The sequence below is a fragment of the Rhodococcus sp. PML026 genome, from assembly GCF_000963615.1.
Lineage (GTDB): Bacteria > Actinomycetota > Actinomycetes > Mycobacteriales > Mycobacteriaceae > Rhodococcoides > Rhodococcoides fascians.
Window position 1 is genome coordinate 62,361 of the sequence record NZ_KQ031368.1, and the last position, 25,574, is coordinate 87,934.

Annotated in this window: 24 protein-coding genes; 13 read left to right on the forward strand and 11 right to left on the reverse strand. The window is 63.9% G+C overall.

Features of this window, described 5'->3' with window-relative positions; all coding sequences use genetic code 11:
* Positions 1-291 precede the first annotated feature (291 nt).
* The 4 genes from VF34_RS03205 to VF34_RS03220 are packed head-to-tail and all read right to left on the reverse strand — an operon-like array spanning position 292 to position 4,554.
* Positions 292-1,374 (reverse strand): glycerate kinase, encoded by a 1,083-nt coding sequence (locus VF34_RS03205; RefSeq protein ID WP_045840808.1) that lies wholly within the window; start codon positions 1,372-1,374, stop codon positions 292-294.
* Positions 1,371-2,222 (reverse strand): sugar phosphate isomerase/epimerase family protein, encoded by an 852-nt coding sequence (locus VF34_RS03210; RefSeq protein ID WP_045840809.1) that lies wholly within the window; start codon positions 2,220-2,222, stop codon positions 1,371-1,373. The genes VF34_RS03205 and VF34_RS03210 overlap by 4 nt, the downstream gene beginning before the upstream one ends.
* On the reverse strand, positions 2,219-3,400 hold the full coding sequence (locus VF34_RS03215) for a dihydrodipicolinate synthase family protein (protein WP_032406918.1): 1,182 nt from the start codon (positions 3,398-3,400) through the stop codon (positions 2,219-2,221). Before VF34_RS03215 ends, VF34_RS03210 begins: the two co-directional genes overlap by 4 nt.
* Positions 3,397-4,554 (reverse strand): Gfo/Idh/MocA family protein, encoded by a 1,158-nt coding sequence (locus VF34_RS03220; RefSeq protein WP_027497766.1) that lies wholly within the window; start codon positions 4,552-4,554, stop codon positions 3,397-3,399. Before VF34_RS03220 ends, VF34_RS03215 begins: the two co-directional genes overlap by 4 nt.
* A 211-nt stretch (positions 4,555-4,765) precedes the next feature.
* On the opposite strand from VF34_RS03220, the gene VF34_RS03225 reads away from it, so the two are divergent.
* From VF34_RS03225 to VF34_RS03250, 6 genes are all read left to right on the forward strand, one after another.
* The gene (locus tag VF34_RS03225; protein WP_032406992.1) at positions 4,766-5,794 is read left to right on the forward strand and encodes a LacI family DNA-binding transcriptional regulator; all 1,029 of its coding nucleotides are present in this window, start codon (positions 4,766-4,768) and stop codon (positions 5,792-5,794) included.
* Between the two features lie 115 nt (positions 5,795-5,909).
* Positions 5,910-6,779 carry an ABC transporter permease gene (locus VF34_RS03230; protein WP_045840810.1) on the forward strand — a complete coding sequence of 290 codons (870 nt, stop codon included), beginning with the start codon at positions 5,910-5,912 and terminating at the stop codon, positions 6,777-6,779.
* A 34-nt stretch (positions 6,780-6,813) separates the two neighbouring features.
* Positions 6,814-7,842 (forward strand): ABC transporter substrate-binding protein, encoded by a 1,029-nt coding sequence (locus tag VF34_RS03235; protein WP_045840811.1) that lies wholly within the window; start codon positions 6,814-6,816, stop codon positions 7,840-7,842.
* Between the two features lie 9 nt (positions 7,843-7,851).
* Positions 7,852-8,661, forward strand: a complete 810-nt coding sequence (locus tag VF34_RS03240) for an ABC transporter ATP-binding protein (protein WP_045840924.1) — start codon at positions 7,852-7,854, stop codon at positions 8,659-8,661.
* Positions 8,662-9,110: 449 nt separating this feature from the next.
* The gene (locus tag VF34_RS03245) at positions 9,111-9,401 is read left to right on the forward strand and encodes a 2TM domain-containing protein (protein ID WP_045840925.1); all 291 of its coding nucleotides are present in this window, start codon (positions 9,111-9,113) and stop codon (positions 9,399-9,401) included.
* A gap of 28 nt (positions 9,402-9,429) precedes the next feature.
* Positions 9,430-9,645, forward strand: coding sequence for a hypothetical protein (locus tag VF34_RS03250; RefSeq protein WP_045840812.1), 216 nt, complete (start codon positions 9,430-9,432; stop codon positions 9,643-9,645).
* Between the two features lie 30 nt (positions 9,646-9,675).
* On the opposite strand, the gene VF34_RS03255 is transcribed toward VF34_RS03250, so the two are convergent.
* The 6 genes from VF34_RS03255 to VF34_RS03280 all read right to left on the reverse strand — a co-directional run bounded on the left by VF34_RS03255 (position 9,676) and on the right by VF34_RS03280 (position 15,674).
* Positions 9,676-10,494: an HpcH/HpaI aldolase/citrate lyase family protein gene (locus tag VF34_RS03255; protein WP_045840813.1), complete on the reverse strand. Its 819-nt coding sequence runs from the start codon at positions 10,492-10,494 to the stop codon at positions 9,676-9,678.
* Entirely contained in the window at positions 10,491-11,654 is a 1,164-nt protein-coding gene (locus VF34_RS03260) for an acyl-CoA dehydrogenase family protein (RefSeq protein WP_032393088.1), read from the reverse strand. The genes VF34_RS03255 and VF34_RS03260 overlap by 4 nt, the downstream gene beginning before the upstream one ends.
* Before the next feature lie 24 nt (positions 11,655-11,678).
* The gene (locus VF34_RS03265; protein WP_045840814.1) at positions 11,679-13,049 is read right to left on the reverse strand and encodes an MmgE/PrpD family protein; all 1,371 of its coding nucleotides are present in this window, start codon (positions 13,047-13,049) and stop codon (positions 11,679-11,681) included.
* Positions 13,046-14,263 (reverse strand): CaiB/BaiF CoA transferase family protein, encoded by a 1,218-nt coding sequence (locus tag VF34_RS03270; RefSeq protein ID WP_045840815.1) that lies wholly within the window; start codon positions 14,261-14,263, stop codon positions 13,046-13,048. The genes VF34_RS03265 and VF34_RS03270 overlap by 4 nt, the downstream gene beginning before the upstream one ends.
* Positions 14,260-14,808, reverse strand: coding sequence for a MaoC family dehydratase (locus tag VF34_RS03275; protein WP_032368993.1), 549 nt, complete (start codon positions 14,806-14,808; stop codon positions 14,260-14,262). The genes VF34_RS03270 and VF34_RS03275 overlap by 4 nt, the downstream gene beginning before the upstream one ends.
* 131 nt (positions 14,809-14,939) lie before the next feature.
* Positions 14,940-15,674, reverse strand: coding sequence for a FadR/GntR family transcriptional regulator (locus VF34_RS03280; protein WP_032364336.1), 735 nt, complete (start codon positions 15,672-15,674; stop codon positions 14,940-14,942).
* A gap of 305 nt (positions 15,675-15,979) precedes the next feature.
* Here VF34_RS03280 and VF34_RS03285 point away from each other — a divergent pair, with 305 nt between their 5' ends.
* The 7 genes from VF34_RS03285 to VF34_RS03315 all read left to right on the forward strand — a co-directional run bounded on the left by VF34_RS03285 (position 15,980) and on the right by VF34_RS03315 (position 24,755).
* Complete coding sequence (locus VF34_RS03285; protein WP_045840816.1) at positions 15,980-18,061, forward strand: hydantoinase/oxoprolinase family protein; 2,082 nt, start codon at positions 15,980-15,982, stop codon at positions 18,059-18,061.
* Complete coding sequence (locus VF34_RS03290; protein ID WP_037148397.1) at positions 18,058-19,875, forward strand: hydantoinase B/oxoprolinase family protein; 1,818 nt, start codon at positions 18,058-18,060, stop codon at positions 19,873-19,875. The genes VF34_RS03285 and VF34_RS03290 overlap by 4 nt, the downstream gene beginning before the upstream one ends.
* Positions 19,821-21,080: an amidase gene (locus tag VF34_RS03295; RefSeq protein WP_231578173.1), complete on the forward strand. Its 1,260-nt coding sequence runs from the start codon at positions 19,821-19,823 to the stop codon at positions 21,078-21,080. The genes VF34_RS03290 and VF34_RS03295 overlap by 55 nt, the downstream gene beginning before the upstream one ends.
* Positions 21,081-21,255: 175 nt before the next feature.
* Positions 21,256-22,272, forward strand: a complete 1,017-nt coding sequence (locus VF34_RS03300; protein ID WP_045840817.1) for an ABC transporter substrate-binding protein — start codon at positions 21,256-21,258, stop codon at positions 22,270-22,272.
* Positions 22,273-22,348: 76 nt separating this feature from the next.
* On the forward strand, positions 22,349-23,113 hold the full coding sequence (locus VF34_RS03305) for an ABC transporter ATP-binding protein (RefSeq protein ID WP_045840928.1): 765 nt from the start codon (positions 22,349-22,351) through the stop codon (positions 23,111-23,113).
* Positions 23,110-23,934 carry an ABC transporter permease gene (locus tag VF34_RS03310; RefSeq protein WP_045840818.1) on the forward strand — a complete coding sequence of 275 codons (825 nt, stop codon included), beginning with the start codon at positions 23,110-23,112 and terminating at the stop codon, positions 23,932-23,934. Before VF34_RS03305 ends, VF34_RS03310 begins: the two co-directional genes overlap by 4 nt.
* Positions 23,934-24,755 carry an ABC transporter permease gene (locus VF34_RS03315; RefSeq protein ID WP_045840819.1) on the forward strand — a complete coding sequence of 274 codons (822 nt, stop codon included), beginning with the start codon at positions 23,934-23,936 and terminating at the stop codon, positions 24,753-24,755. The genes VF34_RS03310 and VF34_RS03315 overlap by 1 nt, the downstream gene beginning before the upstream one ends.
* A 37-nt stretch (positions 24,756-24,792) precedes the next feature.
* Here the strand turns inward: VF34_RS03315 and VF34_RS24490 are convergent, their stop codons facing one another.
* Positions 24,793-25,290, reverse strand: a complete 498-nt coding sequence (locus tag VF34_RS24490) for a LysR substrate-binding domain-containing protein (protein WP_231578174.1) — start codon at positions 25,288-25,290, stop codon at positions 24,793-24,795.
* Between the last annotated feature and the right edge of the window lie 284 nt (positions 25,291-25,574).

Sequence of the window (25,574 nt, forward strand, 5' to 3'; positions counted from 1 at the left end):
CACACGAAACCCGCAGGCTCTAATGCCGGCTGGCCGCACTGTCGCAGCCGGGACCCGACGACATCGGTAAGGACTTCCCGCGACTCTGGGGGTTCTCGACGCCAAGGGCGAAGACACTGTCAATCAACGCGGTTTCCAGATTCTCAGTTCCGACTTCACCGACGAGGATAGATTCTGGCTCCTGCCGATGCAGATGGTTTTCCGCAACGAAGTACGGCACAACTTCATCCTCAGCGCCGGTGCCGCAGCAGCGGGCACCATCCGATCCGACGGCGTTTTCGGTGCCCCTCGCTATCGAACTTTGTGTGCCAGACGCCGTCCAGCGTCGATCAACCATTGTCGCGGATCCGCCATGGCGGCCTCACTGCTGCCGGCAAGGTCCGTCAGCGACACGGTCCGCACCTCGACGTCCGACTTCACCGCCCCGGCGACCACCACTACCGGAACCGAAGCGTCCGAACACATCTGAACTACATATCCGACCAGTTTGCCAGTCAGCGACGTGCGATCGAAGGTGCCCTCACCCGTCACCACGAGGTCGGCGGAAGAGACAGCAGCCGACAGTCCCGTCAGGTCCGACACCCGTTGCGCTCCGGCGGATACACGAGCCCCCAGCGCGCACAGCCCAAATGCGACCCCTCCCGCAGCACCGGTTCCCGGCATGGACGGGTCGGCCGGCAAGCCCGCATCGGCGAGCAGATCGGCCCAATACTCCAACGCTTCGTCGAGAGACTCGATGTCAGCGGCCGACGCACCCTTCTGCGGCCCGAAGATGTGTGCGGCACCGTCGAGTCCGAACAAGACCGCGCGCGTATCGGTCAGCAATTCGATATCGGACGGCACCCCCGCGAGGCCCGACGCATCCACCGACCGGGCGGCCACCAGACCTGCACCGCCCTCCGGAACGTCCTGACCCGATTGGTCCAGCACCCGAACGCCAAGCGCCCGAAGCACTCCTAGCCCGCCGTCGGTCGACGCCGAGCCCCCCAGCGCTACCGTAATTTGATCCGAACCGCAGCCTCGAATGACCTCACCGAGCCCGCGGGTGGTCGCAGCAAATGCATTCAGCGACTCCATCATCGCGATGCCCGACGACTCCGAAAGCTCGATCACCGCCCGGCCGTTGTCGAGCATCAACCATCGCGCGTCGACCGGCCGACCGTCCGGGCCGCAGACACCGCGCACCGATGACCACGTCGAGTCTGCCGAGCACGCTGCGAGCACGTCGAGCGTCCCTTCGCCCCCATCTGCCTGCGGCATCGACACCAGGTCGTCACCCTTGCGGACAGCCGCCCACCCCTCGATCAGTGCCGCGGCGGCATCCACAGCGTCGATGGTGCCTTTGAAGGAATCGGGGGCGAAGAGAACTCTCATGCGATCAGACTGGGAAGAACCAGATCGCGGTAGCGCTGCTTCATCGTCTCGATCACCTGGTCTCCATCGGTCGCCCACACGGCAGCGTTGAAGATCTCCACTTCGACATCACCTCGGTACCCAGCGTCCTGAATCCATCGGCCGATGGATTCGAAGTCGATCACACCGTCTCCCATCATTCCGCGCGACAGAAGCGGGTCGGCCTCCATCGGCACCAGCCAGTCGCACACCTGGTACGAGCTGATGCGGCCACGGTCACCTGCCGTTCGGATCAATGACTCCAGGTCCGGATCCCACCACACGTGAAAGGTGTCGACCACGACGCCTACCGCTTCCACCGGATGCGGCTCGGCCATCGACAAAGCCTGTCCCAGTGTGGAGATGACAGCACGGTCGGCCGCGAACATCGGGTGCAGAGGTTCGAGCGCTATGCGAACCCCCCGCTCGAGTGCATACGGAACGAGCAGAGCCAGCCTCTCTTCCACCCGAGCCCGCGCTCCGACGAGGTCGCGATCGGGGATGCCACCCATGACCATCACGAGCTCGGGCGCTCCGAGTTCGGCGGCTTCGTCGAGAGCGCGACGGTTGTCATCGAGACCGTCGTCGTCGATCGCCGTGAGGAACCCACCGCGGCAGAGGCTCGACACCCGCAGACCGGCATCGGAGATGAGCTTGGCCGATTCGCTGACACCGGCCTCCTGAATCCGATCCCGCCACGGGGCCACCGCACCCAGCCCGGCTCGCGCGGCCCCGTCGACGGCTTGCGTCAGCGTCCAGCTATTCGTCGTCTTGGTGTTGAGAGATAGTGACGCGTAGGGGTTCTCGATATCGAACGGTAACAATTTCACGAGGACACTCCGTTCAGATCCAGGTATAGCCCCATACGATGCGCAGCCAGCGACGGATCCGACAAGAGCCCGGCGCGATCGGCGAGGACGAACAGCGTGGTCAGGTGTTCCACACTGCGACCCGACGACAGACCGCCCACCATCGAATAGCCCGGTTGCTTGCCGTTGAGCCACGACAGGAACGCAATCCCGGTCTTGTAGTAATAGGTGGGCGCGGCGAAGATATGGCGGCCGAGCTCCTGCGTCGAACGCAGAATGGTCTCGGCGCGTGCAGTGTTCCCGCGGTCGAGCTCCTGCAACGCCGTCGACGCCGCCGGGTAGATGCCGGCGAAGATGCCGAGTAGTGCATCCGAATGATGCTGTCCATCGCCGATGATCAGCTCGGGGTAGTTGAAGTCGTCGCCGGTGTAGAGGCGGACGCCTGCGGGCAGCCCGGCTCGTAGTTCGATCTCGTGCTGAGCGTCGAGCAACGACACCTTCACTCCGTCGACCTTGGCTGCGTGCGACTCGATCAGCCCGCGGAAGGTACCCGTAGCGGACGAAATGTCAGCGCTACCCCAGTATCCGGCGAGCGCGGGATCGAACATCGTTCCGAGCCAATGTAATACGACAGGCTGTTCGACTTCGTCGAGCAATGTCGAGTAGACGTGCAGATAGTCGTCGGGTGACGTCGCCACCCGAGCCAGGGCGCGTGAAGCCATGACGATGACCTTTGCTCCCGACTCGGTGACCACCGAGATCTGCTCGCGGTAGGCGTCGAGCACAGCAGCGAGACCGTCTTTGCCCGACGGCAGCGCGTTCAAGTCGAGTTGGTCCGTTCCCGCGCCGCAGGCGAGTGATCCTCCGACGCGAGCGGCCTCGGCTCCAGAGCGACTGATCAGCTCGGACGTAGCGGCCCAGTCCAGGCCCATGCCGCGCTGAGCGGTGTCCATCGCATCGGCGACACCCAATCCGTAGGACCAGAGTTCATGGCGGTACGCCATGGTGGCGTCCCAGTCGATGTCGGCGGGTGCCCCCGGGGTGTTGTCTCCTGTGGCCCTGGGGATCACGTGCGCTGCGGCATATGCGACGCGTGAGGTGATGGGGGCGGTGGGCTTGGTCCACTCACCCGGTTCGCCGAGCGCGTAGACCCCGCGGCCGGGGAGGGTGATCGACACCCTGGAGTCGACGGCGGTCACAGCGCGATCTCCGGGACCTCGAGGCGACGGCCCTCGGCGGAGGATCGCAAACCGAGCTCGGCCAGCTGCACACCGCGGGCAGCGGAGAGCAGACCGTAGCGGTGCGGCCGTTCAGCGACGACGTCGCGCAGGAACTCTTCCCATTGCAACTTGAACCCGTTGTCCAAGTCCGCGTTCGCGGGAACCTCGAGCCACTGGTCGCGGAACGGTTCGGTGACGGGCAGATCTGGATTCCATACAGGCTTCGGGGTGTGCGAACGATGCTGGGCGACGCAGTTGCGCAACCCCGCGACCGCCGATCCGTGCGTGCCGTCGATCTGGAATTCGACCAGTTCGTCTCGGAACACTCGCACTGCCCACGACGAGTTGATCTGGGCGACAACGCCGTTCTCCATCTCGAAGATGCCGTAAGCGGCGTCGTCGGCGGTGGCGGCGTATTCGTTGCCCTGCTCGTCCCAGCGCGTCGGGATGTGGGTGGCGGTTTTCGCAATGACGGTCTCGACCTTGCCGAGGATGCCTTCGAGCACGTAGTTCCAGTGGCAGAACATGTCGACGACGATGCCGCCGCCGTCCTCGGCCCGGTAGTTCCAGCTGGGTCGTTGGGCGGGCTGACCGTCGCCTTCGAAGACCCAGTAGCCGAATTCGCCCCGTAGGGAGAGGATGCGGCCGAAGAATCCCTCGTCGACGAGCCGCTTGAGTTTGACCAGGCCTGGGAGGTAGAGCTTGTCGTGCACGACGCCGGCCGTGATGCCTGCGTTCTGCCCGATGCGGGCCAGTTCGATGGCTTGCGTCAGCGTTTCGGCTGTCGGCTTTTCCGTGAAGATGTGCTTGCCGGCCTTCATCGCCGACGAGAGCGCCTCGGCGCGCCGCGAAGTGACCTGAGCGTCGAAGTAGATGTCGACGGACGCGTCGTCGATGACCGATGCGCTGTCGGTGGTGTACTCGGCGATACCGTGTCGGCTGCAGAGCTCTTGGAGCTTGGCTTCGTTGCGGCCGACCAGGATCGGCTCGACCTGTATGCGTGAACCGTCGTCGAGGAGGAGCCCGCCGGCGTCGCGGATGGGCAGGATGGAGCGAAGAAGATGCTGACGGTAGCCCATGCGGCCGGTGACGCCGTTCATGGCGATGCGCAAGGTACGGGTGGGTGTGGGCATGAGAGATTGCCCTTTCTGTGCACTGATGACGAAGGACGTGGGACGACGGCGAGCCATGACGGATGGGGCCGCGGCGACGGTGTGGCGGAAAGTCCACTACGCGTCGTGAGGGAAAGTCAGCTTCGGAATGCGCTTTCCAAGCTATGCTGTCGATGTCGATCGGTCAAGTGCGACCGTCGATCACAACGATTTCGCAGGGGGTGAGGGGTTCATGGCGGCAGTCCGACTCAGCGATGTGGCTGCGGCGGCCGGCGTCTCGCAGGCCACAGCGTCGCGGGTGCTCAACGGCTCGTCACGAGTGCCCGGCGAGGGTGTCGCCGATCGCGTCCGTGCAGCGGCGGCGGATCTCGGCTATATCGCCAACGCGCAGGCCCAGGCGCTGGCTCGGTCGTCGACCGGACTGATCGGGCTCGTGGTGCACGATGTGGCCGATCCGTACTTCTCCTCCATCGTTCGCGGCGTGCAGAACGAGGCGCGCGACGCAGGCAAGCTGGTGCTCCTGGCCAGTACCGAGCGCGATTTCGCTCTCGAGCGGCAGTCGGTCGCCACCTTCATCTCGCACCGCGCCGATGCCATCATCCTGGCCGGCTCAAGGCAGAGCGGCGACTTGGACCGAGCGTTGGGACAGGAGTTCGCGGCATACCGCGACAACGGCGGCAGGGTGGTGGTGATCGGACAACCGGTGCCGTTCGCCTCTGCGGTCGAACCGGAGAACTTCGCCGCATCTGCGGCTTTGGCGCAGGCCCTGCACGAGCACGGCCATCGTCGCTTTGCCATCATCGGCGGACCGGGAAATATCCGGACCTCGACCGATCGTCGCAACGGCTTCGTCGAGACACTGTGCACACACGGCATCACACCGGAAATCGAAGTGGCCGGGGACTTCTCGCGAGACGGCGGCTACAGCGCCGCGCGGCGTCTGGCGGCTGCGCTCGAACTCTCCCCCGGCCACGGCGCTCCACCGTGCGTGTTCGCAGTCACCGACGTCATGGCCATCGGGGCAATCGCAGCGTGGCGTGAGCTGGGCCTGAGCGTGCCGGAGGATGTCTGCGTCGCCGGATTCGACGACATCCCTACACTGCGCGATCACTCTCCGAGCCTGACCACCGTCGCACTCTCGTTGGTGGATATCGGCGAGAGAGCCGTGCAGCTCGCCCTCGATCCGGACAGTCGCCCTGGCAGCCGGGAGTGGGCACCGGGCACCGTCGTCCTGCGCCGTAGCACCTCTCTGAACAGCTGATTGTCCGAATTGCTTGACACTGTGGGCGCGATCACACTACGTTGGGCGACAGCTTCGGAAAGCGCATTCCAGCGGGTGTAGACGGACCCGCCTCCTACTAGATCGAGGACTCCATATGACGACAACATCGTCGGTCGAAGTCCGTTCTGCCACTGCGTCGGTTCCTCAACCCGCACCGACCCGTCGTCGACGGTTCCCTTCGCTCCGCAATACCTGGTCCGGCCTCTGGCGACCTCTGGCCCTCGTGGCCGTGCTCGTCGCCGCATGGTGGGCCGTCACCGCCTCCGAACTCGTTGCGCCCTATATTCTTCCGTCACCCGGTGACACGTGGTCGACGATGGTGGACAACGCGTCCTACCTCGCCGGCCACACCTGGGTGACAACGTACGAAACCGTCGCCGGCTTCATCATCGCCAGCGGCGTCGGAATCGCCGTTGCAGTGGTGATGATCTACTCGTCCTCGATCGAGAAGACGATGTACCCGCTCATCCTGTTCGCACAGGTGATCCCGAAGATCGCCATCGCGCCACTGTTCGTCGTGTGGCTCGGCTTCGGTCCCAGCCCCAAGATCCTCGTGGCCGTCCTCATGGCCTTCTTCCCCATTGTCATCGCCGGAATGGCGGGATTGCGTTCCGTCGATCCCGAGATCCTCGAACTCACATCTACCATGGGTGCGAGCAAATGGAAGACGTTCTGCAAGGTGCGTTTTCCGGCGTCGTTGCCGCAGCTGATGTCCGGCCTCAAGATCGCCGCAACACTCGCGGTGACCGGAGCGGTGGTCGGTGAATTCGTCGGGGCCAACGAAGGTCTGGGGTACGTGATCCTCCAGGCCAACGGAAACATCGACACAGCAATGCTTTTCGCCGCACTCATCATCATGTCCCTACTGGGAATTCTCCTCTTCCTGATCATCGAGATCGCCGAGAAGTTCCTCATCCCCTGGCACGCATCGCGTCGCTCCACCGCGTCCGTCGGCGCTGTGTGACCCGCTTGCTCCCCTCCATCGAAGGACACATTGCATGAAGCTCAAAAACGTTCTGGTGGCGACCGTCGCGTCGTCCGCTCTCGTACTTGCCGGATGCAGCGGAGGAGGTGGAGGCGACGAAAAAGCCCCGGGTGCCGACGGTGAAACCACCGCAACCTCGCTGATGCTCAATTGGTATCCCTACGGCGAGCACGCCCCGTTCTACTACGGCGTGCAGGAAGGAATCTTCGCCAAGCACGGTATCGACCTCACCGTCACCGCAGGCCAGGGTTCGACCAAGACCGCCCAGGCAGCGGGCTCGAACCAGACCGATTTCGGCTGGGCCGACTCCGCGGCCGTCATGTCCAACATCGACAAAGGTGTGAAGGTCAAGAGCCTGGGCGTATTCCTGCAGACGACGCCGTCGGCCGTGCAGGTCTACGCCGACGGACCTATTCAGACCACCGCCGATCTCGCCGGAAAAACCATCGCCGTCTCCGCCGGGGATGCACCCACCACTACGTTCCCCATCTTCCTCGACCGCGTAGGCGTACCCGAGGACCAAGTTCAGCAGCAGAGTTTGGACTCCGCAGGCAAGATCGCCGCGATGCTCTCGGGTCAGGTCGACGGTCTCATCGGCTTCGCGCACGACCAGGGTCCCAACATCGCGAACAAGTCCGGACGCGAGATGCGCTACCTCCGATACTCCGACGAGGGCCTGAACTTCTACAGCAACGGCCTCATCGCCAACACGTCGACCATCGAGCGCTCCCCCGAACTCGTTCAGGCCATGGTCGACGCCACCCGCGAATCGTTCGAGGCAGCTATCGCCAATCCCGAAGCAGCCGTGGCATCGATGGTCGGTAAGGACCCGCAGACTCCGCCGGAGTCGGTGCTCCTACAGCAGTGGCAGGAAACCATTCCGCTGCTCACCACGGACAACACCGAAGGAATGGCTCCGGGTGTCAACAGCGACGAGGACTGGGCCAACACCATCAGCATCCTGAGCGATGCCGGACTCACCGAGGCTGGAGCCGAGTCCTCGACCTACTGGGACTCGACCTTCACCTCCAAAGAGGAATGAGACGTGACCATGAATGCGATCACCAGCGAACGGCCTCCCACCGTGACGGACACCGCGGTCTCTGTCGAGAACCTCACCGTCCAGTTCTCGTCCAAACGAGGTGATGTCACCGCTCTCTCCGATGTCGACCTCCGGGTCGGGAAGGGTGAGTTCGTCTCCATTGCAGGGCCTTCCGGCTGCGGCAAGTCCACCCTCCTCAAAGTGGTCGCCGGTCTCACCGGTGCTTCACGTGGGTCGGTCCAGCTGGTCGGTAAGGAGGTCAAGGGCCCGCAACGTAACATCGGCTACGTCTTCCAACGTGCCGCACTGCTCGAATGGCGGACCGTGCGCAAGAACATTCTGCTTCAGGGTGAGATGCGCGGGATGAACAAGAAGGCAGCGGCCGCGAGGGCCGATCAGCTCATTGACATGACCGGGTTGAGCGGTTTCGAGGGAGCACTTCCCCATGAGCTGTCCGGCGGCATGCAGCAGCGCGTATCCCTGTGCCGTGCACTGCTGCACGAGCCGGAGGTGCTGCTCATGGACGAGCCGTTCGGCGCTCTGGACGCCCTCACCCGCGAGAAGATGAACGTCGAGCTGCATCGCATCTGGCGGGAAACCGGGACGACGGTCATGCTCGTCACCCACTCCGTCGCCGAAGCGGTCTACCTCGCCAACCGAGTGGTCGTCATGAGCCCACGGCCCGGACGAATAGTCGATATCCTCGACGTCGACCTTCCTGTGCATCGGGACTACAGCGCAACGATGGAGAAGCCCGAATTCATCAGTGTTGCAAACACTGTGCGTGATCTGCTGGGAGCGACGACGAGCGCGGACTGAGTACAACTCCCATACTCGGCCCTGCAGATGACACCGGTCTGCAGGGCCTTCCGGCGTCTCGGCTCAGGACAAAGAATACCGATGCTCTTCTCCGAGACCGAACATATCTTGCCGTCGCTGCACGCTCATCGCACCAATTCGCGCCTCGCGCATGTTTGGATTGATCTGGCTGACATCCACCACAACGTCCCGCGGTCCGAGCGCCCACGAGTTCGGCCACCCACTTCCCGGGTCCTTGGCCGCGCACCGGACGGCTCTCTCGCACGTCTTCTGGCAGCTACTCGAATTCTGGACGCGCAACGGTGGCTCGATCGCAGCAGGCCGGCCGGCTCGAGGCTTCGGTTTCCGGGCCGATCGGTCGGGTCCATGTGACACAAGGCCCTAGGGTCGCCGGTCGGCATCGATGGAGGATGAACTTCCGACGCAGCCGCAGAGGGAAGGCGAACGTGATGACCACTGGACAAGAGCAGGGTGCAACCAACAAGCCTGATCTACGGACGCGGGCGGTCGCGCGCTTGAAGAGACAGGCGGACTTTCGGGTCCATCTGATGATCTACCTGATAGTCAATGGTTGCCTGACCGGAATTTGGGCGATGAACGATCGCCCGTTCTTCTGGCCGATCTTCTCGATCGTGGGCTGGGGAATCGGTGTGCTGTTCGACGCGTACGACGCCTTCGGCCACTCCCCCAGCGAGGCACGCATCGAGCGCGAAATGAAGCGCATTCAAGAACGAGGCTGACCCACCCACCACCGAGCAGGAGAATTCGATGTCCGCTACAGATCGAGAGCACACCCACCGCACGTCGACCCGTTCCACACCGGGAACCGGAGGTGAGGCGGTGTACTTCTTCGGCGGCATCGGCAGTCTGATCTTCTGGTGGCAGGCCGCGTCAGGTTTCGGCGAACACGTTGTCGCCGTGCTCAAGTCGTTCGTCTGGCCGGCGTTTCTCGTCTACCAGGCCCTCGGGGCGTTGGCCGGGTAGCCCGACGCCGTCTCGAATCCTCCGGATCGACTATCGCGACGCGGCCCGTTCCACTACCCGTCGAGCGGTTCGGGCCACTGCCTCGTCGATCAGGAATCCCTTGCTGTCGACGGCCACACCCGAGGTGGCACGTTCCAAGTCGGCCAGCATCTCCTCGGCCTCACGCACCTCGTCCTCCGAAGGTACGAACACCGTTCGCACGGGCGCGAGTTGAGCCGGATGAATACATGCGCGGCCAACAAAACCGAGACCGGCCAGAGTGCGAGTATCGGCCTCGAACGCATCGGCATCGCGGAAGTTTCGCGACACCGCAGCAGGCGGTGGATCAATCCCCGCCGCCACGCTGGCTGCGACCACCTGAGCCCGCACGAACGACAGTGATTCCGCGGAACCGTCGACGCCCAGATCCGCAGCGAGGTCCACTTCCCCGATCTGAAGAAACTTGACCCGAGGCGCACGGGCAATCTCGAGAGCGGCAAACACTCCGGCGGCCGTCTCGATCAGTGGCGAGACCACGCCGCCGCTCGCACCGAGAAGTGCGTCGGCCTGCTCTATCTCCCGAGCAGACGACACCTTCGGCAACCAGATACCGGTCAGATTGGGGTGCAACACCGCGCGAATATCGTCCTCTTGCAACGGCCCTTGGTTGACCCGCACCCAAATCTGCACGTCTCCCGGATCGCAGGACGCGACCCACTCGGCCACGGTCGCACGGGCATGGTCCTTGTTCGCCGCGGTGACGGCGTCCTCGAGATCCAGCACCACCGCGTCGGTACCCGATGCCAGTGCTTTGTCGAACCGCTCCGGCACGTCCCCGGGTACGTAGAGGTATGTCAGAGCGGACCTCATCCAATGACTCCTGTACCCGCGACGAGGGACTTGGCGATGACGGTGCGCATGATGTCGTTGGTGCCCTCACCGATGGCCATCAGCGGGGCGTCCCGGTAGAGACGCTCGACGACGAACTCGGTGGAGTATCCGTAGCCGCCGTGGATGCGCATCGCTTCGAGGCTGGCGGTGATGGCGGCCTCGGACGCGAAGTACTTCGCCATGCCGGCCTCCATGTCGACGCGCTTGCCCGAATCTGCCTGTGATGCAGCCCAGTACGTCATCAGACGTGCCGCCTGCAGCTGGGTCGCGATGTCGGCAATCTTGAGCTGGATGGCCTGGAACTCGGCGATGGGCTGACCGAATGCGGTGCGCTGCTTGGCGTATTCGAGCGCAGCGTCGTAGGCAGCCTGCGCGATGCCGACGCTGCGGCCGGCGATGTTGAGACGGCCGATCTCGAGACCCGACAGTGCCTGCTGCAGACCGCGACCCTCGACGCCACCGAGCACTGCGTCGACGGGAACGCGTACGTCGGTGAACGTGATCTCACACGATTCGGTTCCCTTGTAGCCGAGCTTGCCCATGTCGCGCTGTACCTCGAACCCGTCGGTCGTGGTGTCGATCAGCAACAGCGACATGCCCTTGTGTGCCGGTGTAGTCGTGGTGTCGGTCTTCACCAGTACCGGAAGCACATTCGCGTGCCGTGCGTTGGTGATCCACGTCTTGGCACCGTTGACGACGTAGTGGTCGCCGTCGCGTTTGGCGGTGGTCTTGATGCCCTGCAGGTCGGTGCCGGCACCGGGCTCGGTCAGACCGACACCCGTACGCCATTCACCCGACGCAAGCTTGGGCAGCAGAGTCTTCTTCTGCTCCTCGGTGCCGTGCTTGCCGATCATCCAGCACGAGAGGTTGTGGCTGCCGAGAATGCCGGCCACACCCATCCATCCGCGGGCCAGCTCCTCGTACACCAGGGTGAACGACACCTTGTCGAGGTCGAGCCCGCCGTACTCCTCCGGCGTCGTGATCCCGAACAGGCCCATGGCCTTCATGTGCTCGACGATCTCGGTGGGGTACCGTCCCGTCTTCTCCCACTCGTTCGCGACGGGGATGATTTCCTTGTCGACGAAGGTGCGCAATGCTTTCCGGAAGGCCGTCTGCTGCTCGTCGTACGTGAAGTCCATGATGATGTCCTGTCGGTTGGAGTTTCAGGTGGCCGGCGCGATGGCTGCGGCGAGATCGAGAATGGCGGTCAAGTCGGTTTCGTCGACCAACCCGAGGACGCGGTCGGCCAGCTCGGTGGCACGAGAGTCGTTGCCACAGTTGGCGAGAAACTTCTCCAGCAGACGGTCGTCGCTCAACGGGAACCCGGCGGATCCCTGACTGCCGCCGACGGAGGCGTCGAGCACTCGACCGTCGGCGAGCGTGAGAACCGCCCTGCCCGACGCGGCGGCCGCGGGAACCTCGGACGGGAGGTTCGTCACCCGCACCTTGCGGGCAGTGACGAGAACGTCCTCACGCGCGATGGATTCGTCGGTGTAGGTCGAGACGGTGATCGCGCCGTCGTGCAGCAGCGCGGCCACACTCCACGGCAGATCGAACTTGCCGTCGTAGGTGCTGCGCGGGGACGCGACCCCGGTGTTCGGTCCGCAGACGAACGGACTCGAATCGGGGTGCACGAAGACCTCGATGTCGGCGATCTCGCCTACGTGAACCGTATTGTCCGCGAGTGCTTCCGATACCGCGTCGAGCGTCACGTGCATCAGCTGGCAACTCGGATACGGCTTGATTCCGATTCGGGTGGCTTCCCACCGCGTGCCGAGCCCCTCCGTCAACGCCGCGAAGTTCGTCGGCCGATCGGTCAACGCAGCGTAGATTCCGCGTCGACCTTCCAGCACCGACGACGGTCCCGTGGCACCGGCAGCGGCGAGCCGGGCGGCCAGCACACCGTTCATGCTCGCCGATCCGGGATGCAGTGCCTTGGTGTCGGCGTCGGTATCGAGAAACTCGAGCAGCCCCGAGCTGGACGACCCGGCGATCCCCAGGGCGTTGACCAGTGTTTCGGTGTCGAACTTCGAGAGGTGGCCGGCTACGAGCGCGGCGGTCAACGGACCCACCGCGGCGGTCGCATGAACACCCCGAGCGTGAAACCCGTGCGGGCTCACTTCACCGAGGCGACAAGCGGTTTCGAGTCCGAGAGCCGCGGCGGTCAGCACATCGGCACCCGAGGCCGACACTTGCTGTCCGACGGCGAATGCCGCAGGAAGCGATACCGCCGTCGCGTGCACCAGTGCGCCCGCATGAGTGTCGTCGAAGTCCAGGGAGTGCAGCATCACCCCGGTCGCGAAGGCGGCTGCCGGCGCAGACAGGCCTCGTGTACCGGTGAGGGGCCGCGCCTCCGGTGGGCCGCCGAGAGCATCGGCCACGGTCCAGCCCGGTCGACCGTAGCCGAGCCGTTGGGCCGCAACGGTATTACCCACGCCATCGAGAAGGTGCCGCGCAGCAGCGTGCCGGACGTCCTCGGACAGATCGGCGACGGTGACACTCGATGCCCACTCCGCCAAGATCGTCGAGGTCACGCCCGCACCTCGTCCTTCGCCGTACCGAACGCACCCTCCGCCTTCAGTTTCGCGACGCGTTCGTCATCGTAGCCCAGTTGGTCGCGCACGATGTCGTCGAAGTGCTCGTTGCGCTGCGGCGCTCGGCGGTACTGCTTGGCCTCGGCACCGAAATTCACCGGTGACGCGACCTGACGCACCGTGTCGTACACCGGATGCTCGGTCTCGACCACGAGATTGCGTGCGAGCGTGTGAGGTTCGGTCAGTGCGTGCTCGACGTCGTTGATCGGACCGGAAGGCACCCCGGCCGGGCCGAGCTTAGAGAGCCAGTGATCGACGGTATTCGTGGCGAACACCTCTTCCAGGATCGGCAGCAGCACGTCCTGATGCTTGCCACGAAGCGAGAAGTTGCTGAACCGCGGATCGGCACCGAGATCCGGGCGATCGATGGCGACGACGAGCCGGTCCCAGAACTTCTCCTTCGCGCAGCCGACGATGAGCCAGCCGTCTGTTGCCTCGAAGGCCTGGAACGGCACCAAGGACGGGTGAGCGGAGTTCTTCGTGCGGATCGGCTCGAAGCCAGCGTTGAGATGCCACGTCGCGGGATACGTGAGTAGCGACATCGCCGTGTCGTACAGCGAGACATCGCAGTCACCGCCGACGCCATCGCGCTTGGCCGCGTGCAATCCCGACAGCAGCGAGATCGCGGCGACGAATCCACCGGAGTAGTCGACCAGTGACAGACCGGATTTGGTGGGCGGGCCGTCCGGGTCGCCGGTCACACTCATCCAGCCGGCGAGACCCTGCAGAATGTAGTCGTAGCCAGGCTCTTTGGAGCGAGGGCCGGTCATACCGAAGCCGGTGAGGCTGCAGCACACGATCGCGGGATTGAGATGCTTGAGCTGGTCGTAGGTGATACCGATCTTCTCCGGCACATCACCACGCAGGTTGGAGTAGACGGCGTCGCTGGTACGAACGAGATCCTCGAACACCGCTCGCCCACTCGGGGTCGAGAGGTCAAGGGACAGGGAACGTTTGTTGCGGTTGAAGCTCTCGAAAAACAGCGAGTCCTCGCCCTCGTTGTAGGGCGGGACGTACCGTCCGACGTCGCCGCCGACGCTGGGGTCCTCGATCTTGATGACGTCCGCGCCGAGGTCGGCCAGGTGCAAGCTACCGAACGGGCCTGCGCCGTACTGCTCGAGGGAAATGATGCGTACGTCTTCGAGTGGCCTCATGCGTCGGAATCCTTAGTCTGGGGAAGTTCGAGCGGTCCGTTCTGCGCTTCGGGAAAGTAGTTCTGCCCGATGCCACTGTCGCGGGTTGCGACCATGACCGAGCGCTTCCACGAAATGACCTCGACGCCATCCTGATTGAGGCCGCGGGTGATCATCGAGACGATGCCGGCGTAGGGGCGTGACTCGGACTTGCGCAGCCCGGTACAGATGCTTTCGGCGTACAGGGTGTCGCCTGCATAGACCGGGTGGGACATCTTGATGTCGGTGAAGGCGAGGTTGGAGATCGCGTTCTGGCTCATGTCGATCACCGAAAGTCCCAGCACCACAGAGACTGTGAAGCCGGAGTTGACGATGACCTTCCCATCGGTGATGGGGTTCTGCGACGCCAGATGCGCGTTGAAGTGGTTCTGGTTGGTGTTGAGCGACAGCAGCGTGATCCACGTGTTGTCGGTCTCCGTGATCGTCCGCCCGAAGGGATGTTGGTAGACGTCCCCCACGGTGTAGTCGTCGAAGAAGCGCCCCAGAACGGCCGGATGGATTGCCACCGTGTCTCCTCGTGTCGGTTTGGCGAGTGCCTTACCTAGACCATAAACATCAGATGTTTACGGCGTCAAGGGTTCGAGAAAACCGGTAATCGGCAGACTTCACCTGAATCGACTCGGTAAAGAGCAGATGTTTACGGATTACGAAGTCGATCCATCTGTCGGTACGAGTCACCGAGGTGGTCGAGATGCTTACGCATCAGATCCATGGCGGCCATCGAGTCACCGGCCTCCACCACGTCGAGCAGTCCCCGGTGGTCGCTGTCGACGCACTGCCAGAAGCCCTCGGGCGCATGGTCACGACCGAATCGACCGGACAGGACACGGAAGACGGGTGCAGTGATGAGCTCGAGCAGCGGATTGTGGGCCGCGCGCAGCAAGACGAGGTGGAATTCCTGGTTCTTGGCGAACGTCTCGGGTCCCTGCACTTGATTGGGATCGAAGATGGTCGCGTTGAGCTGCTCGAGATGCTCGTCGGTGCGGCGGAACGCGGCAATGCCCGCCGCCGGAACCTCCATCAGGTTGCGCACTTCCATGAGCTGGTCGACGGTGACAGTCTCCGCGGCAGCCATCAGAGCGACACCGGTTTCCAGGTGCTCACTGATGTGTCCAACACTGGGGACGGCGACGAAGCTTCCCCCGGTCACTCCCCTGGTCGTCTCGATCAGGTTCTGGCTGGCCAGGGACCGGAGCGCTTCACGAATAGTGCTACGCCCGACGCCGAATTCGGCGGTGAGCTCGGCTTCGCCGGGTAGCCGCTCTCCCGGCTGCAGCTCACCGGACAGAATGCGGCTCCGAAGATGGCCGGCGAGAACCGCATACGCGGGGACACTCTTGGCGGTCGCCTTGAGCGGAGCCGATTGGGCCACGTCTTCCCCCTGATGTCGCTCGACTGTTTCTACTGACCGGTCGGCTCGAGCTTAGCGTGACCGATGCCCCGAGATGCGGAGATCGCAACCCTCGATACATCCGCTTTTTAGCAAGAAACCACGCATACCGACGCGAATCTAGGCCGATATCTGGACAAAACCGACGCAATACATCAGAGGTATTGCTTTTCCCGTCGATCATCGCCACTATGACTCATGTCACCTCAGCAGTGACCCCACGACTTCGTAGGACACGCGGAGCACGCCTTCCCGCTCCCCTCGGGCACCGACAGAACGGACGCAGCATGAAACGCATTGGAGTCGACGTCGGCGGCACGTTCACCGACCTCGTCCTGTGGGACGACGACGGCACGGTCGTCGTGCACAAGACCCCGTCCACCAATCACGATCCCTCGATCGGCACGATGGACGGCATCAAGGTCCTCGCCGAACGCGCAGGGATCGACCCGTCCGAGATCGACATGTTCTTCCACGGCACCACCGTGGCCACCAACATCGTGCTCGAGCACAACGGCTGCGACGTCGGCATGATCACCACCGAGGGTTTCCGCGACCTGCTGCACATCGCGCGCAAGAAGCGTCCTCTCAATTACTCGAACTACCAGGATCTTCCGTGGCAGAAGTGGCAGCTCGTGCCACGGCGCAACCGGCGGGTGGTCCCGGAACGCATCGATGCCGCAGGAAACATTCTGACCCCGCTCGACGAAGATGCTGTGCGCGAACAGGTTCGACTGTTGCGTGAGCGAGGCGTGCAGGCCATCGCCGTCGCATTCCTGCACGCGTACCGCAACCCCACCCACGAGCAGCGCGTGCGAGCCATCATCGAAGAAGAGTTCCCGGGCGTCTTCATCTCCCTCTCCAGCGAGGTGGCCCCGCAATACCGCGAGTACGAACGCTTTTCGACCGCAGCACTCAACGCGTTCATCGGACCGAAGACCTCGAAGTACATCGAGAACCTGGCCGGTAAGGCGAAGGCAGCGCAGGTCGGCGAGGACGTACACCTCATGACCTCGGCCGGCGGGCTCGTCACCTCCCGCAGCGCCAGCGAAATCCCGGTCTCACTTCTGACCAGCGGGGTGGTCGCCGGCCTGCTCGGCGGCTGCGCCATCGGTAAGGCATCCGGGTTCCCCAGTGTCATCACCCTCGATGTCGGCGGTACCTCCGCGGATGTCGGCGTGGCACCGGACGGTGCCCTGCGGATGAAGCATCTGCTCGACACCCGAATCGGCGACTATCACGCGATGGTGCCCATGGCCGAGGTCGACACCATCGGTGCCGGCGGCGGATCCATCGCCGTGGTCGACGACGGCGGCATGTTCCGCGTCGGACCACGCAGCGCGGGTGCCGTTCCCGGTCCCGCCTGCTACGGACACGGCGGCACCGAACCGACGTCCACCGACGCCATGGTGATGATGGGATGGCTGCGCGAGAAGAGCTTCCTGTCCGGAACAATGGAGGTCAAGCCCGAGCTGGCGCGCGAAGCGATTCAGACTCACATCGCCGACAAGCTCGACACCCCACTCGACGACGCCGCGATGGGCATCTTCAAGATCCTCGCCCATTCCATGACCGAGGCGATCAGCCTGCACTCGGTGCGTAAAGGCTATGACCCGCGCGACTTCTCACTGATCGCCGAGGGTGGAGCCGGTCCGCTGTTCGCGTGGCAGATCGCCGACCAGCTCGGTATTCCGCGGGTCATCGTGCCCGGTCACCCCGGCATCACCTCCGCTGTCGGCCTGCTCACCACCGACATCCGCTACGAGGAGCCGACGACGGTGTGGACGTCGTCCGCCGACCCGAACATCGAACTGCTGCAGGAGCAGGTCGAGCGTCTGTCCGCACTGGCCGTCGCACAGCTCGAGAAGGACGGTGTTGCGGCCGAGAACATTTCGCTCGAGCGCAGCGTCGACTGCCGATACGTCGGCCAGGGCTACGAACTCCGCGTCGCTGCACCGGACGGCGACATCGACGACGTGTGGGTCAAGACCGTCGCCGAGGCATTCCACGACGTGCACGGACGCACCTACTCTCAGCGGTTCGACGACAAGCCCGTGCAGCTGATCAACGTCCGCGTCACCGGCGTGGGTGCGGTTCCCCACGTACAGATCGCCGATATCGCCGTGGGCTCCGCCGACTCCTCGGCCGCGATCAAGACGACCACGCAGGCACTGTTCTGGCAGGACGAGACGTCCGCGCCGCAGTGGGTGGACACCCCGGTCTACGAGCGGTCACTCCTGCTGGCGAACAACGAGATCGACGGTCCTGCGATCGTCGAGCAGTTCGATTCCACCACGATCATCGGCATGAATCAGCACGCCACCGTCGACGCCGTCGGCCACATCATCATCGAGAGGAACCCCGCATGAGCAAGGCGCTGATGCCCACCACCGGAGTGTCACTGGCGGGCGAATCCACTCGAACCTGGAACGACGTCGAGGTCGATCCCATCACGCTGCGCGTCATCGGCGGAGCCCTGCAGTCGATGGCCAAAGAGATGGCTCAGGTGCTCTACCGCATGGCGTACTCGTCGCTCATTCGAGAGTCCGAGGACCTCGGCGCGGGCATCTTCGACATCAACGGACGCGAACTCTGTGAATCGGATTCGACTCCGATGCACTGCGGTTCGATTCCCGCCTACATCAAGGGCGTCAACCGTCGCCTCGCCGGAACGTACAAGCCCGGAGATGTGGTGCTGCACAATCATCCGTACCACGGAGCGGCTCACTCCCCCGATTACGGCGTGATCATTCCGATCTTCTGGCAGGGCGAGCACATCGGCTTCGCCGGGTGTACCGGTCACGTGTCCGACGTCGGCGGCAACTTCCCCGGCCTGTGCATGGACGTCGTCGATGTGTGGGCCGAGGGCAAGCTGATGGACTCGATGAAGATCTACGAGGCCGGGGTCCGCAACGACTACCTGATTCAGCACATCCTCGACAACGTCCGTACGCCCGAGCAGAACCGCGGCGACCTCGAAGCACTGATCGCGTGCTCTCGCATCGGCGAGAAGCGATTCACCGAGCTGCTCGAGAAGTACGGCCTCGACACCGTGATGAGCGCGGGCGAACGCTGGATGGACTACTCCGAGTCCATGCTGCGCAAAAAGATTCGTGAGATTCCCGACGGCAGCTACACCGCGCCCATCGGATACCTCGACGACGACGGTAAGAACCGCGACGAACCGCTCAAGGTGGCTGTGCGGGTGCAGGTCGAGGGCGAGGACATTCTCATCGACCTCACCGGCTCCAACAGCCAGGTGCCCACCGCGTTCAACGTCCCGTTTGAGGGTTCGGTTCTGCCGGTGGCTGTCTCGGCCATTCGTACGATTCTGCTCGACGAGGATCTGACGGAGGAATTCGTTCCTCAGAACGACGGGTGCTTCCGACCCGTCAAGGCCTATGCCCCCGAGGGGACGATCTTCAACCCGGACTTTCCCGCGTCGTGCTTCGCGCGGTTCTCGCAGGTGAACCGGGTGTTCGACTCGATCAATCTCGCTCTGGCCCCGGTGCTTCCGGATCACGCGATCGCGGGATCGTCCGCCGCCCTGTGCGCCATCGCCTACTCCGGTATCGCTCCGGACGGCGAATCGTATTGGGTCTACATCGAAATTAACGAGGGCTCCTACGGTGGCCGCAATGGCAAGGACGGCATGGACGCCGTCGACGCCCTGATGGCCAACACTCGCAACAACCCCATCGAGGAGCTCGAGCTCAACCACGCTATGCGCGCGTTGCGGTACGAGCTGCGCGACGAGGCACCCGCGCCAGGGAAGTGGCGCGGCGGTATCGGCAGTGTGCGCAAGTGGTTGATGGAGACCGATACGTTCCTCGGTTCCGAGGCCGACAACCGATCGGATCCTCCGGCCGGAGCTCTGGGTGGACACAACGGTGTGTCCGGCTCGTTCACCAGGAACGCCGGGACTGACCGCGAGGAAGTGTTGTACTCCAAGGTCACTCAAGAGACGATTCGTTCCGGTGAGACGCTGGAGATCAAGCTCCCCTCAGGCGGTGGCTTCGGAAACCCGTTCGAGCGTGATCCGTTCCAGGTGCTCAGCGACGTCTGGGACGAGTACCTCACCGAGGACGATGCTCGACGCGACTACGGTGTGGTCGTGAACACCGATTCGTGGACGGTCGACGAGGACGCGACGGCCGAGCTGCGCGCCCGGAGCGCGGCCTGATCGAGGACGGGACCTTCGGCGGTGTCGTCCGGTGGATCGACGACCGGAACGACACCCCGGGGCCCCTGTCCGGCCTGAGCATCGGAGTCAAGGACAACATCGACGTGGCCGGCGTCGAGACCACCTGCGCGTCGGAGTTCTTCGAGCACAACGTCGCCGACGCTGATGCCGAGGTCGTCACCCGCCTACGTGACGCAGGCGGGTCGGTGGTCGCGAAGCTGAACATGGCCGAGTTCGCCGTTGGTGTCACCTCGCAGAACTCGGCTGCGGGCCCGTCGTACAACCCGTGGAATACCGCTCGGGTGCCCGGCGGATCGAGCGGCGGTTCGGGGATCGCCGTCGCCGCCGGACTGGTCGACGCGTCCCTGGGCACAGATACCGGCGGGTCGGTGCGCCTCCCCGCCGCGGCGTGCGGGATCACCGGTCTACGCCCCAGTTGGGGATCGATCAGCAACGACGGCGTGTTCCCGGTAAGCGAGCAATTCGACACCGTCGGCCCGATGGCAAGGTCGGTCGCAGAGGTGAAGGCGCTTTTCGACGTCCTGTCCCCCATTGCGTCCAAACCATCAGCCGTGACCCGTATCGGTGTCCCCAGCGTCTTCCTCACCGCGGACGTGGATCCGGGCGTCGCGCAGACCGTCGCAGCCGCGGTGCGCACGTTCGCCGAACTGGGGTATGAGATCGTTCCCATCGAGCTGGAGCATGCCGCCGATGCTCAGGACATCGTCTACACGATCGTCTATAGCGACCTCGCTCGCCGCCATCGGCACCGGCTCGACACCGAGCCTTCTCGCTTTCAAGCCGCGACGTACGAGCGAATAAGGTTGGGCCTGAGCATTTCCGAGTCCGACCGTGCCCGTGCACTCACCGGTCGCGATCGGTTCCGTCAGGCCATGACCGCCACGTTCGAAAGTGTCGACGTGGTGTTGACCCCTGCCATGCCCGTCGATGTTCCCCCGAGGGACGGGGGCGACGACGTCGTCGCGCTCTCGCGCCGGATGGGACAATTCACGTACCCGTGGTCGTTGCACGACGGCCCGACGCTGGCTCTGCCGGTCGGGTTTCACCCGTCCTCGGGCATGCCGGTGGGAGCGCAACTCACCGCTGCGGCGCACCGTGAGGGCGCGTTGTTCGGCGTGGGCGAGCGCTATCAGTCGGAGACGGGCTGGCATCGAGCCACTCCACCACATACATCTGATCTTTAACTCATGCTGCATGGTCAATCAATGGGCTTTGTCCGGATTTACCTCACCTTGACGCCTAAAACATCTTATGTTTAAGTGGTGAGCAGCTGTTACGTACGTCTCACTACGGGTGGGCCTGCGACAGCCGACACTCCCACTTCGGCACCGTCACGCCGATCAGCAAGCGAGGACGCAGATGCATTTACGCCGAATCACCTCGATCATGACAGCAGTGGCGCTATCCGGCGCGCTGGTGGCATGCGGATCGGATCCCGGCCCCGACGCGGACCCCGCCAATCCGGTCACGATCGATGTCACCGTCTCGGCAGCGGCCGAAATCTACAGCATCCCTTGGCTTGTCGCGCAGAAGCAGGGACTGTTCGAGAAGCACGGCGTGATCGTCGAGAACATCGTTCCGGGCAAGGGCGGCAGTGCGACCATGCGCACGCTGCTCGACGGCAACATCCCCATCGGTGAGGTCAGCTACCCGTCGATCGTGCAGGCGGACGCGGCCGGTTCCGAACTGCGCATCGTCGGCGGCGGCACGCAGGGGCCGTACCCGATGAACTTCTACGCGCTCGCCTCGAATCCCAACATCAATTCCATCGAGGACGTCCGCCGTTGGGCCTACACCCGGCCCAACTCGGCGTCCGATGCTCTGACGCGTCTGCTTCCCTCCGTTGCAGGCGTCGACCCGAGCCGGATCGAGCGGGTTGCCTCCGGCGGAATCGGCGAGGGCTTCGCACTACTCGAAGCCGGCAACGTCGACATTGCACTCGTTCCCTCTATCGTCGCCGAACAGCGGCCGGAGGATTTCAAGCTGATCGTCAGCAGCCCCGACTACATGTCGCGGTTCCTGCAGTCGACGATCACGACCACCAAGGATTACGCCGCAAGCAATCCCGGTGTCGTACGGGCCATCAACGCCGGTTACACCGAGGCGGTCGCATCCATCAAGGCCGATCCTGTTGCGGCCGCCCAGATCTACGCGGACTACACCGGCTTCGATGTGGAGTCGGCGACCGCGGTGGTCGAGCGTGCATCCTCGGTCGACACCTGGGGTGGCGGCTTCGATACCGCGTCCGTCGAATCCGCCCAGGACGGCGTCGAAGCGTCCGGGAGCGATCGAGTACCCAATTTCTGCACCCTGTTCGACCCGGACTTCCTCGCCACGGGAGTAGAGACCGACGTTCCCGGCGACTGCGACTCCTGACCGCAATTTCCCACCACCAGAAGGTAGCGACGTGACTCACGCAGCGACTCGACCCCGCCCCGACACCACCTCCGCCATCGCCGTCGCCTCGTCGGTGTCGCGGCACTTCGGTGATGTGACCGCCCTCCACGAGATCGACTTATCCATCGGTAGGGGCGAATTCGTCTCCGTCGTCGGGCCCAGTGGCTGCGGCAAGTCCACTCTGCTCGAGGTTTTCGCCGGACTCCAGGATCACGATGGCGGCACCGTGCAGGTCGACGGGCAACCGCTTACCGGTCCTCGATCCAAGACTGCGGTCATCTTCCAGGAATCGGCGACGCTGCCCTGGCGAACCGTCCGCGACAACGTCGCGTTCGCTCTCGAAGTCCGAGGTGTCGGCAAGAAAGAAGGACGAGCCCGCGCCGACGAGCTGCTGAACACAGTGGGACTGGGCAAGTTCGGCGACCACTACCCCACCCAGTTGTCCGGCGGTATGCGTCAGCGTGTGGCCATCGCGCGTTGCCTGTCCATGGAGCCCGACCTCATTCTCGCGGACGAGCCCTTCGGAGCGCTCGACGAGCAGACGCGGTTGGTCATGTCGTACGAGCTGCTCAAGATCGTCGAGAAGCTCACGTGTGGAGTCCTGTTCATCACCCACAGCATTCAGGAAGCGGTATTGCTGTCCGATCGTGTGCTGGTGATGAGCGCGCGGCCCGGTCGATTCATCGACGAGATGGACATCGACCTGCCCCGTCCGCGCTCCGAAGACGTTCTCGCAAGCCCGGCGGCGACTGCTCTGCACGAACGTATTTGGTCGAGTCTGCGCGACGAGGCCAAGAAGACGATGAGCATTGAGCCATGAGTTCGCCGACGCGCGAGAGCGACCGCGCCTCCGTGGTCCCCGGATACATCCGGCCCGCCCCCTCCACCCAACTCGGCCTCCCCGCATGGGGCTGGACCGTACTCATCCTCGTCGCGGCACTGGTGGCCATCGACATCTCGGCACGGTTCTTCGCTTCTCCGCTCGACATCGTTCCGGTGACCGACATGATCTCGACGTCGCTGAGCCTGCTGACCGACCCGGACTTCCTCGTCGACGAGTTGGGCCGCACGCTCGGCATCATCGTTCTGGCGTTCGTGCTCAGCTCCGTACTCGGTGTCGGCGCCGCGTACGTGCTGTGGCGGTACGAGCTGTGGGACAGAGCGTTTCAGCCCTACCTCAACGTGTACTACGCCGTCCCGACGTTCGCGCTGTACCCGATCATGGTGGTGCTGTTCGGTGCTGGCGTGGCTCCGATCGCCATCCTGTCCACCATCTTCGCTTTCGGTGTGGTGGCGTTGAACGCACGCACTGGTTTCAACGCGGTGTCGCCGATCGTCACCAAGCTCGGGACCACTCTGATGTTGACGCGGTGGCAGTACTTCCGATCGGTTCTGCTGCCGTATGCGCTGCCGAGCATCGTGACCGGACTCAAACTGGGGCTCTCGTACGCCGTCATCTCGGTCTTGGCCAGTGAGTTCATCCTGTCGACCCAAGGCCTGGGCCACTTCATCTCCATCGCCTATGACGGGTTCGACATCGCCGACATGTACGCCGGGATCCTCATCGTGGCGCTGATCGCTTTGCTCTCGACCTCGCTGATCTCGCTCGCGCTCAACCGATTCGATTGGAGGCGCCGCTGATGAGCAGCACCTTGGACAGAGTAGCCACCGCCCCTTCAGTTCCCCCGAAGGTGACCCCGTCCGCGGGACGCACGAACGCTCGACGGTTTCTGCCTCCGGTGGTCGTGGCCGTCGTCGCGGTGTTGATCTGGTGGATCGCGGCCGTTCTGGTCGACAGTCTCATCTTCCCGACGCCTGCCGAGGCCATGGCCTCGCTCGTCGAGGACCTGGGCAAAGCAGACTTCCGCGCCAATGTCGGCGACTCGCTGCGCATTCTTGTGCTCGCGTTTCTGGCCAGCACGGTCGTGGGTTCCCTGCTGGGTCTGACGCTGGGTCTGAGTCCGTTCTGGACCCGAACCATCGCCCCGATCGTGTACTCGATCAACAGTATTCCTAAGATCGTGCTGTACCCGATCTTCCTGTCGTTCCTCGGTATCGGTGCACTGAGCCGATTCGGCTTCTCCTTCTACGCCGCCTTCATCCCGATGTTCCTCGTCGCGGTCGAGGCCACGGCATCGGTCCAACGAATCCATCTGAAGATGGCGGCGTCACTGCAGGTGAGCTGGCCCCGGCTGATCCGTCAGATCGTCATCCCCGCAGTGCTCCCGGCATTGGCGACGGGTATGCGCATGACCTTCGGCTTGGCGTTCCTGGGACTGCTTCTCGCCGAGATGTTCTCGTCGTCCAGTGGCATAGGCTACGAACTCCTGCGCAACGTCAGCCTGGTGCGAATGGAAAACATCATGGGCACGGTTGTGCTGATCCTCGTGATGGCACTGCCGCCCACCATCGCCCTGCAGTGGTTGCAAACTCGCATCACCTCGAAATACGGCGGTCGGTGACCGCAGTAAATCGGCACACACGCAGGGCTGCGCTCCGTCACTCGAACGCAGCACCGACGGCAGACCGGACCAATGCCGATACCGCTGGCGATCGGACTCCGGCTGGCCACGCAATGACCGTCGTGATCATCGGCGCATCAACGACAGGTACAGCCACATGCTCGGGCCACTGCCACGCGCGACTCGACGCTGGGATCACCATCAGCGCTTGACCCAGCGCGACCAGTTGGGCGATCTGCGATTGAGCGCGCACCTCAGGCCCGGGCCCTTTCGGATAGGTGCAGTCGAGCTGTGGCCACCGAGCCATCGGCAGATCCGGTACGTCACGGATATCGTCCATGCACAGTTCGTCTTTCGAGGCCAAGGGGTGATCACGCGGAACGATCGCGACCTGCCCCTCGGTGAGCAGGTCCTCGGAGTCGAACCCGACGAAATCATCGACGCGGTCAGAGAAATCGCGGGGAGCAACGGCGCAGACGGCCGGCGGAAGCTGAGACCGGAAGGGCGCTACGGCAGGGTGAAGATGCGCGCACACCTGGGCCGGACCACGATTCCCGGGGCACCATACAGTGAGGTGGAGAGCAAATTTAAAGCGTTCTTCTACAACGGTTTTCGCCGATAAGTCGGGATCAGAACCACGATCCGATCGGCAGAGGGCATGCGAGCAGGCGATCTTGTCAACCGAGAGTTCCGGGCCGAGCAACCGAATATGTATGGGTCACCGATTTCACCTAATGGGGTGGGTCTATATGGTATTCACCATCGACGTGTCCTCCCGGCGGATCGTCGCTCGGCATGGCTCGATGTCGAAGACCGTGG

Bases quoted from the DNA above. Each gene is read 5' to 3' on its own strand.
- VF34_RS03245 (WP_045840925.1), top strand. From the start codon at position 9,111: ATGACCACTGGACAAGAGCAGGGTGCAACCAACAAGCCTGATCTACGG.
- VF34_RS03255 (WP_045840813.1), bottom strand. From the start codon at position 10,494: ATGAGGTCCGCTCTGACATACCTCTACGTACCCGGGGACGTGCCGGAG.
- VF34_RS03310 (WP_045840818.1), top strand. From the start codon at position 23,110: ATGAGTTCGCCGACGCGCGAGAGCGACCGCGCCTCCGTGGTCCCCGGA.
- VF34_RS03240 (WP_045840924.1), top strand. From the start codon at position 7,852: ATGAATGCGATCACCAGCGAACGGCCTCCCACCGTGACGGACACCGCG.
- VF34_RS03285 (WP_045840816.1), top strand. From the start codon at position 15,980: ATGAAACGCATTGGAGTCGACGTCGGCGGCACGTTCACCGACCTCGTC.
- VF34_RS03315 (WP_045840819.1), top strand. From the start codon at position 23,934: ATGAGCAGCACCTTGGACAGAGTAGCCACCGCCCCTTCAGTTCCCCCG.
- VF34_RS03235 (WP_045840811.1), top strand. From the start codon at position 6,814: ATGAAGCTCAAAAACGTTCTGGTGGCGACCGTCGCGTCGTCCGCTCTC.
- VF34_RS03300 (WP_045840817.1), top strand. From the start codon at position 21,256: ATGCATTTACGCCGAATCACCTCGATCATGACAGCAGTGGCGCTATCC.
- VF34_RS03250 (WP_045840812.1), top strand. From the start codon at position 9,430: ATGTCCGCTACAGATCGAGAGCACACCCACCGCACGTCGACCCGTTCC.
- VF34_RS03270 (WP_045840815.1), bottom strand. From the start codon at position 14,263: ATGAGGCCACTCGAAGACGTACGCATCATTTCCCTCGAGCAGTACGGC.
- VF34_RS03230 (WP_045840810.1), top strand. From the start codon at position 5,910: ATGACGACAACATCGTCGGTCGAAGTCCGTTCTGCCACTGCGTCGGTT.
- VF34_RS03205 (WP_045840808.1), bottom strand. From the start codon at position 1,374: ATGAGAGTTCTCTTCGCCCCCGATTCCTTCAAAGGCACCATCGACGCT.
- VF34_RS03260 (WP_032393088.1), bottom strand. From the start codon at position 11,654: ATGGACTTCACGTACGACGAGCAGCAGACGGCCTTCCGGAAAGCATTG.
- VF34_RS03290 (WP_037148397.1), top strand. From the start codon at position 18,058: ATGAGCAAGGCGCTGATGCCCACCACCGGAGTGTCACTGGCGGGCGAA.
- VF34_RS03220 (WP_027497766.1), bottom strand. From the start codon at position 4,554: ATGCCCACACCCACCCGTACCTTGCGCATCGCCATGAACGGCGTCACC.
- VF34_RS03225 (WP_032406992.1), top strand. From the start codon at position 4,766: ATGGCGGCAGTCCGACTCAGCGATGTGGCTGCGGCGGCCGGCGTCTCG.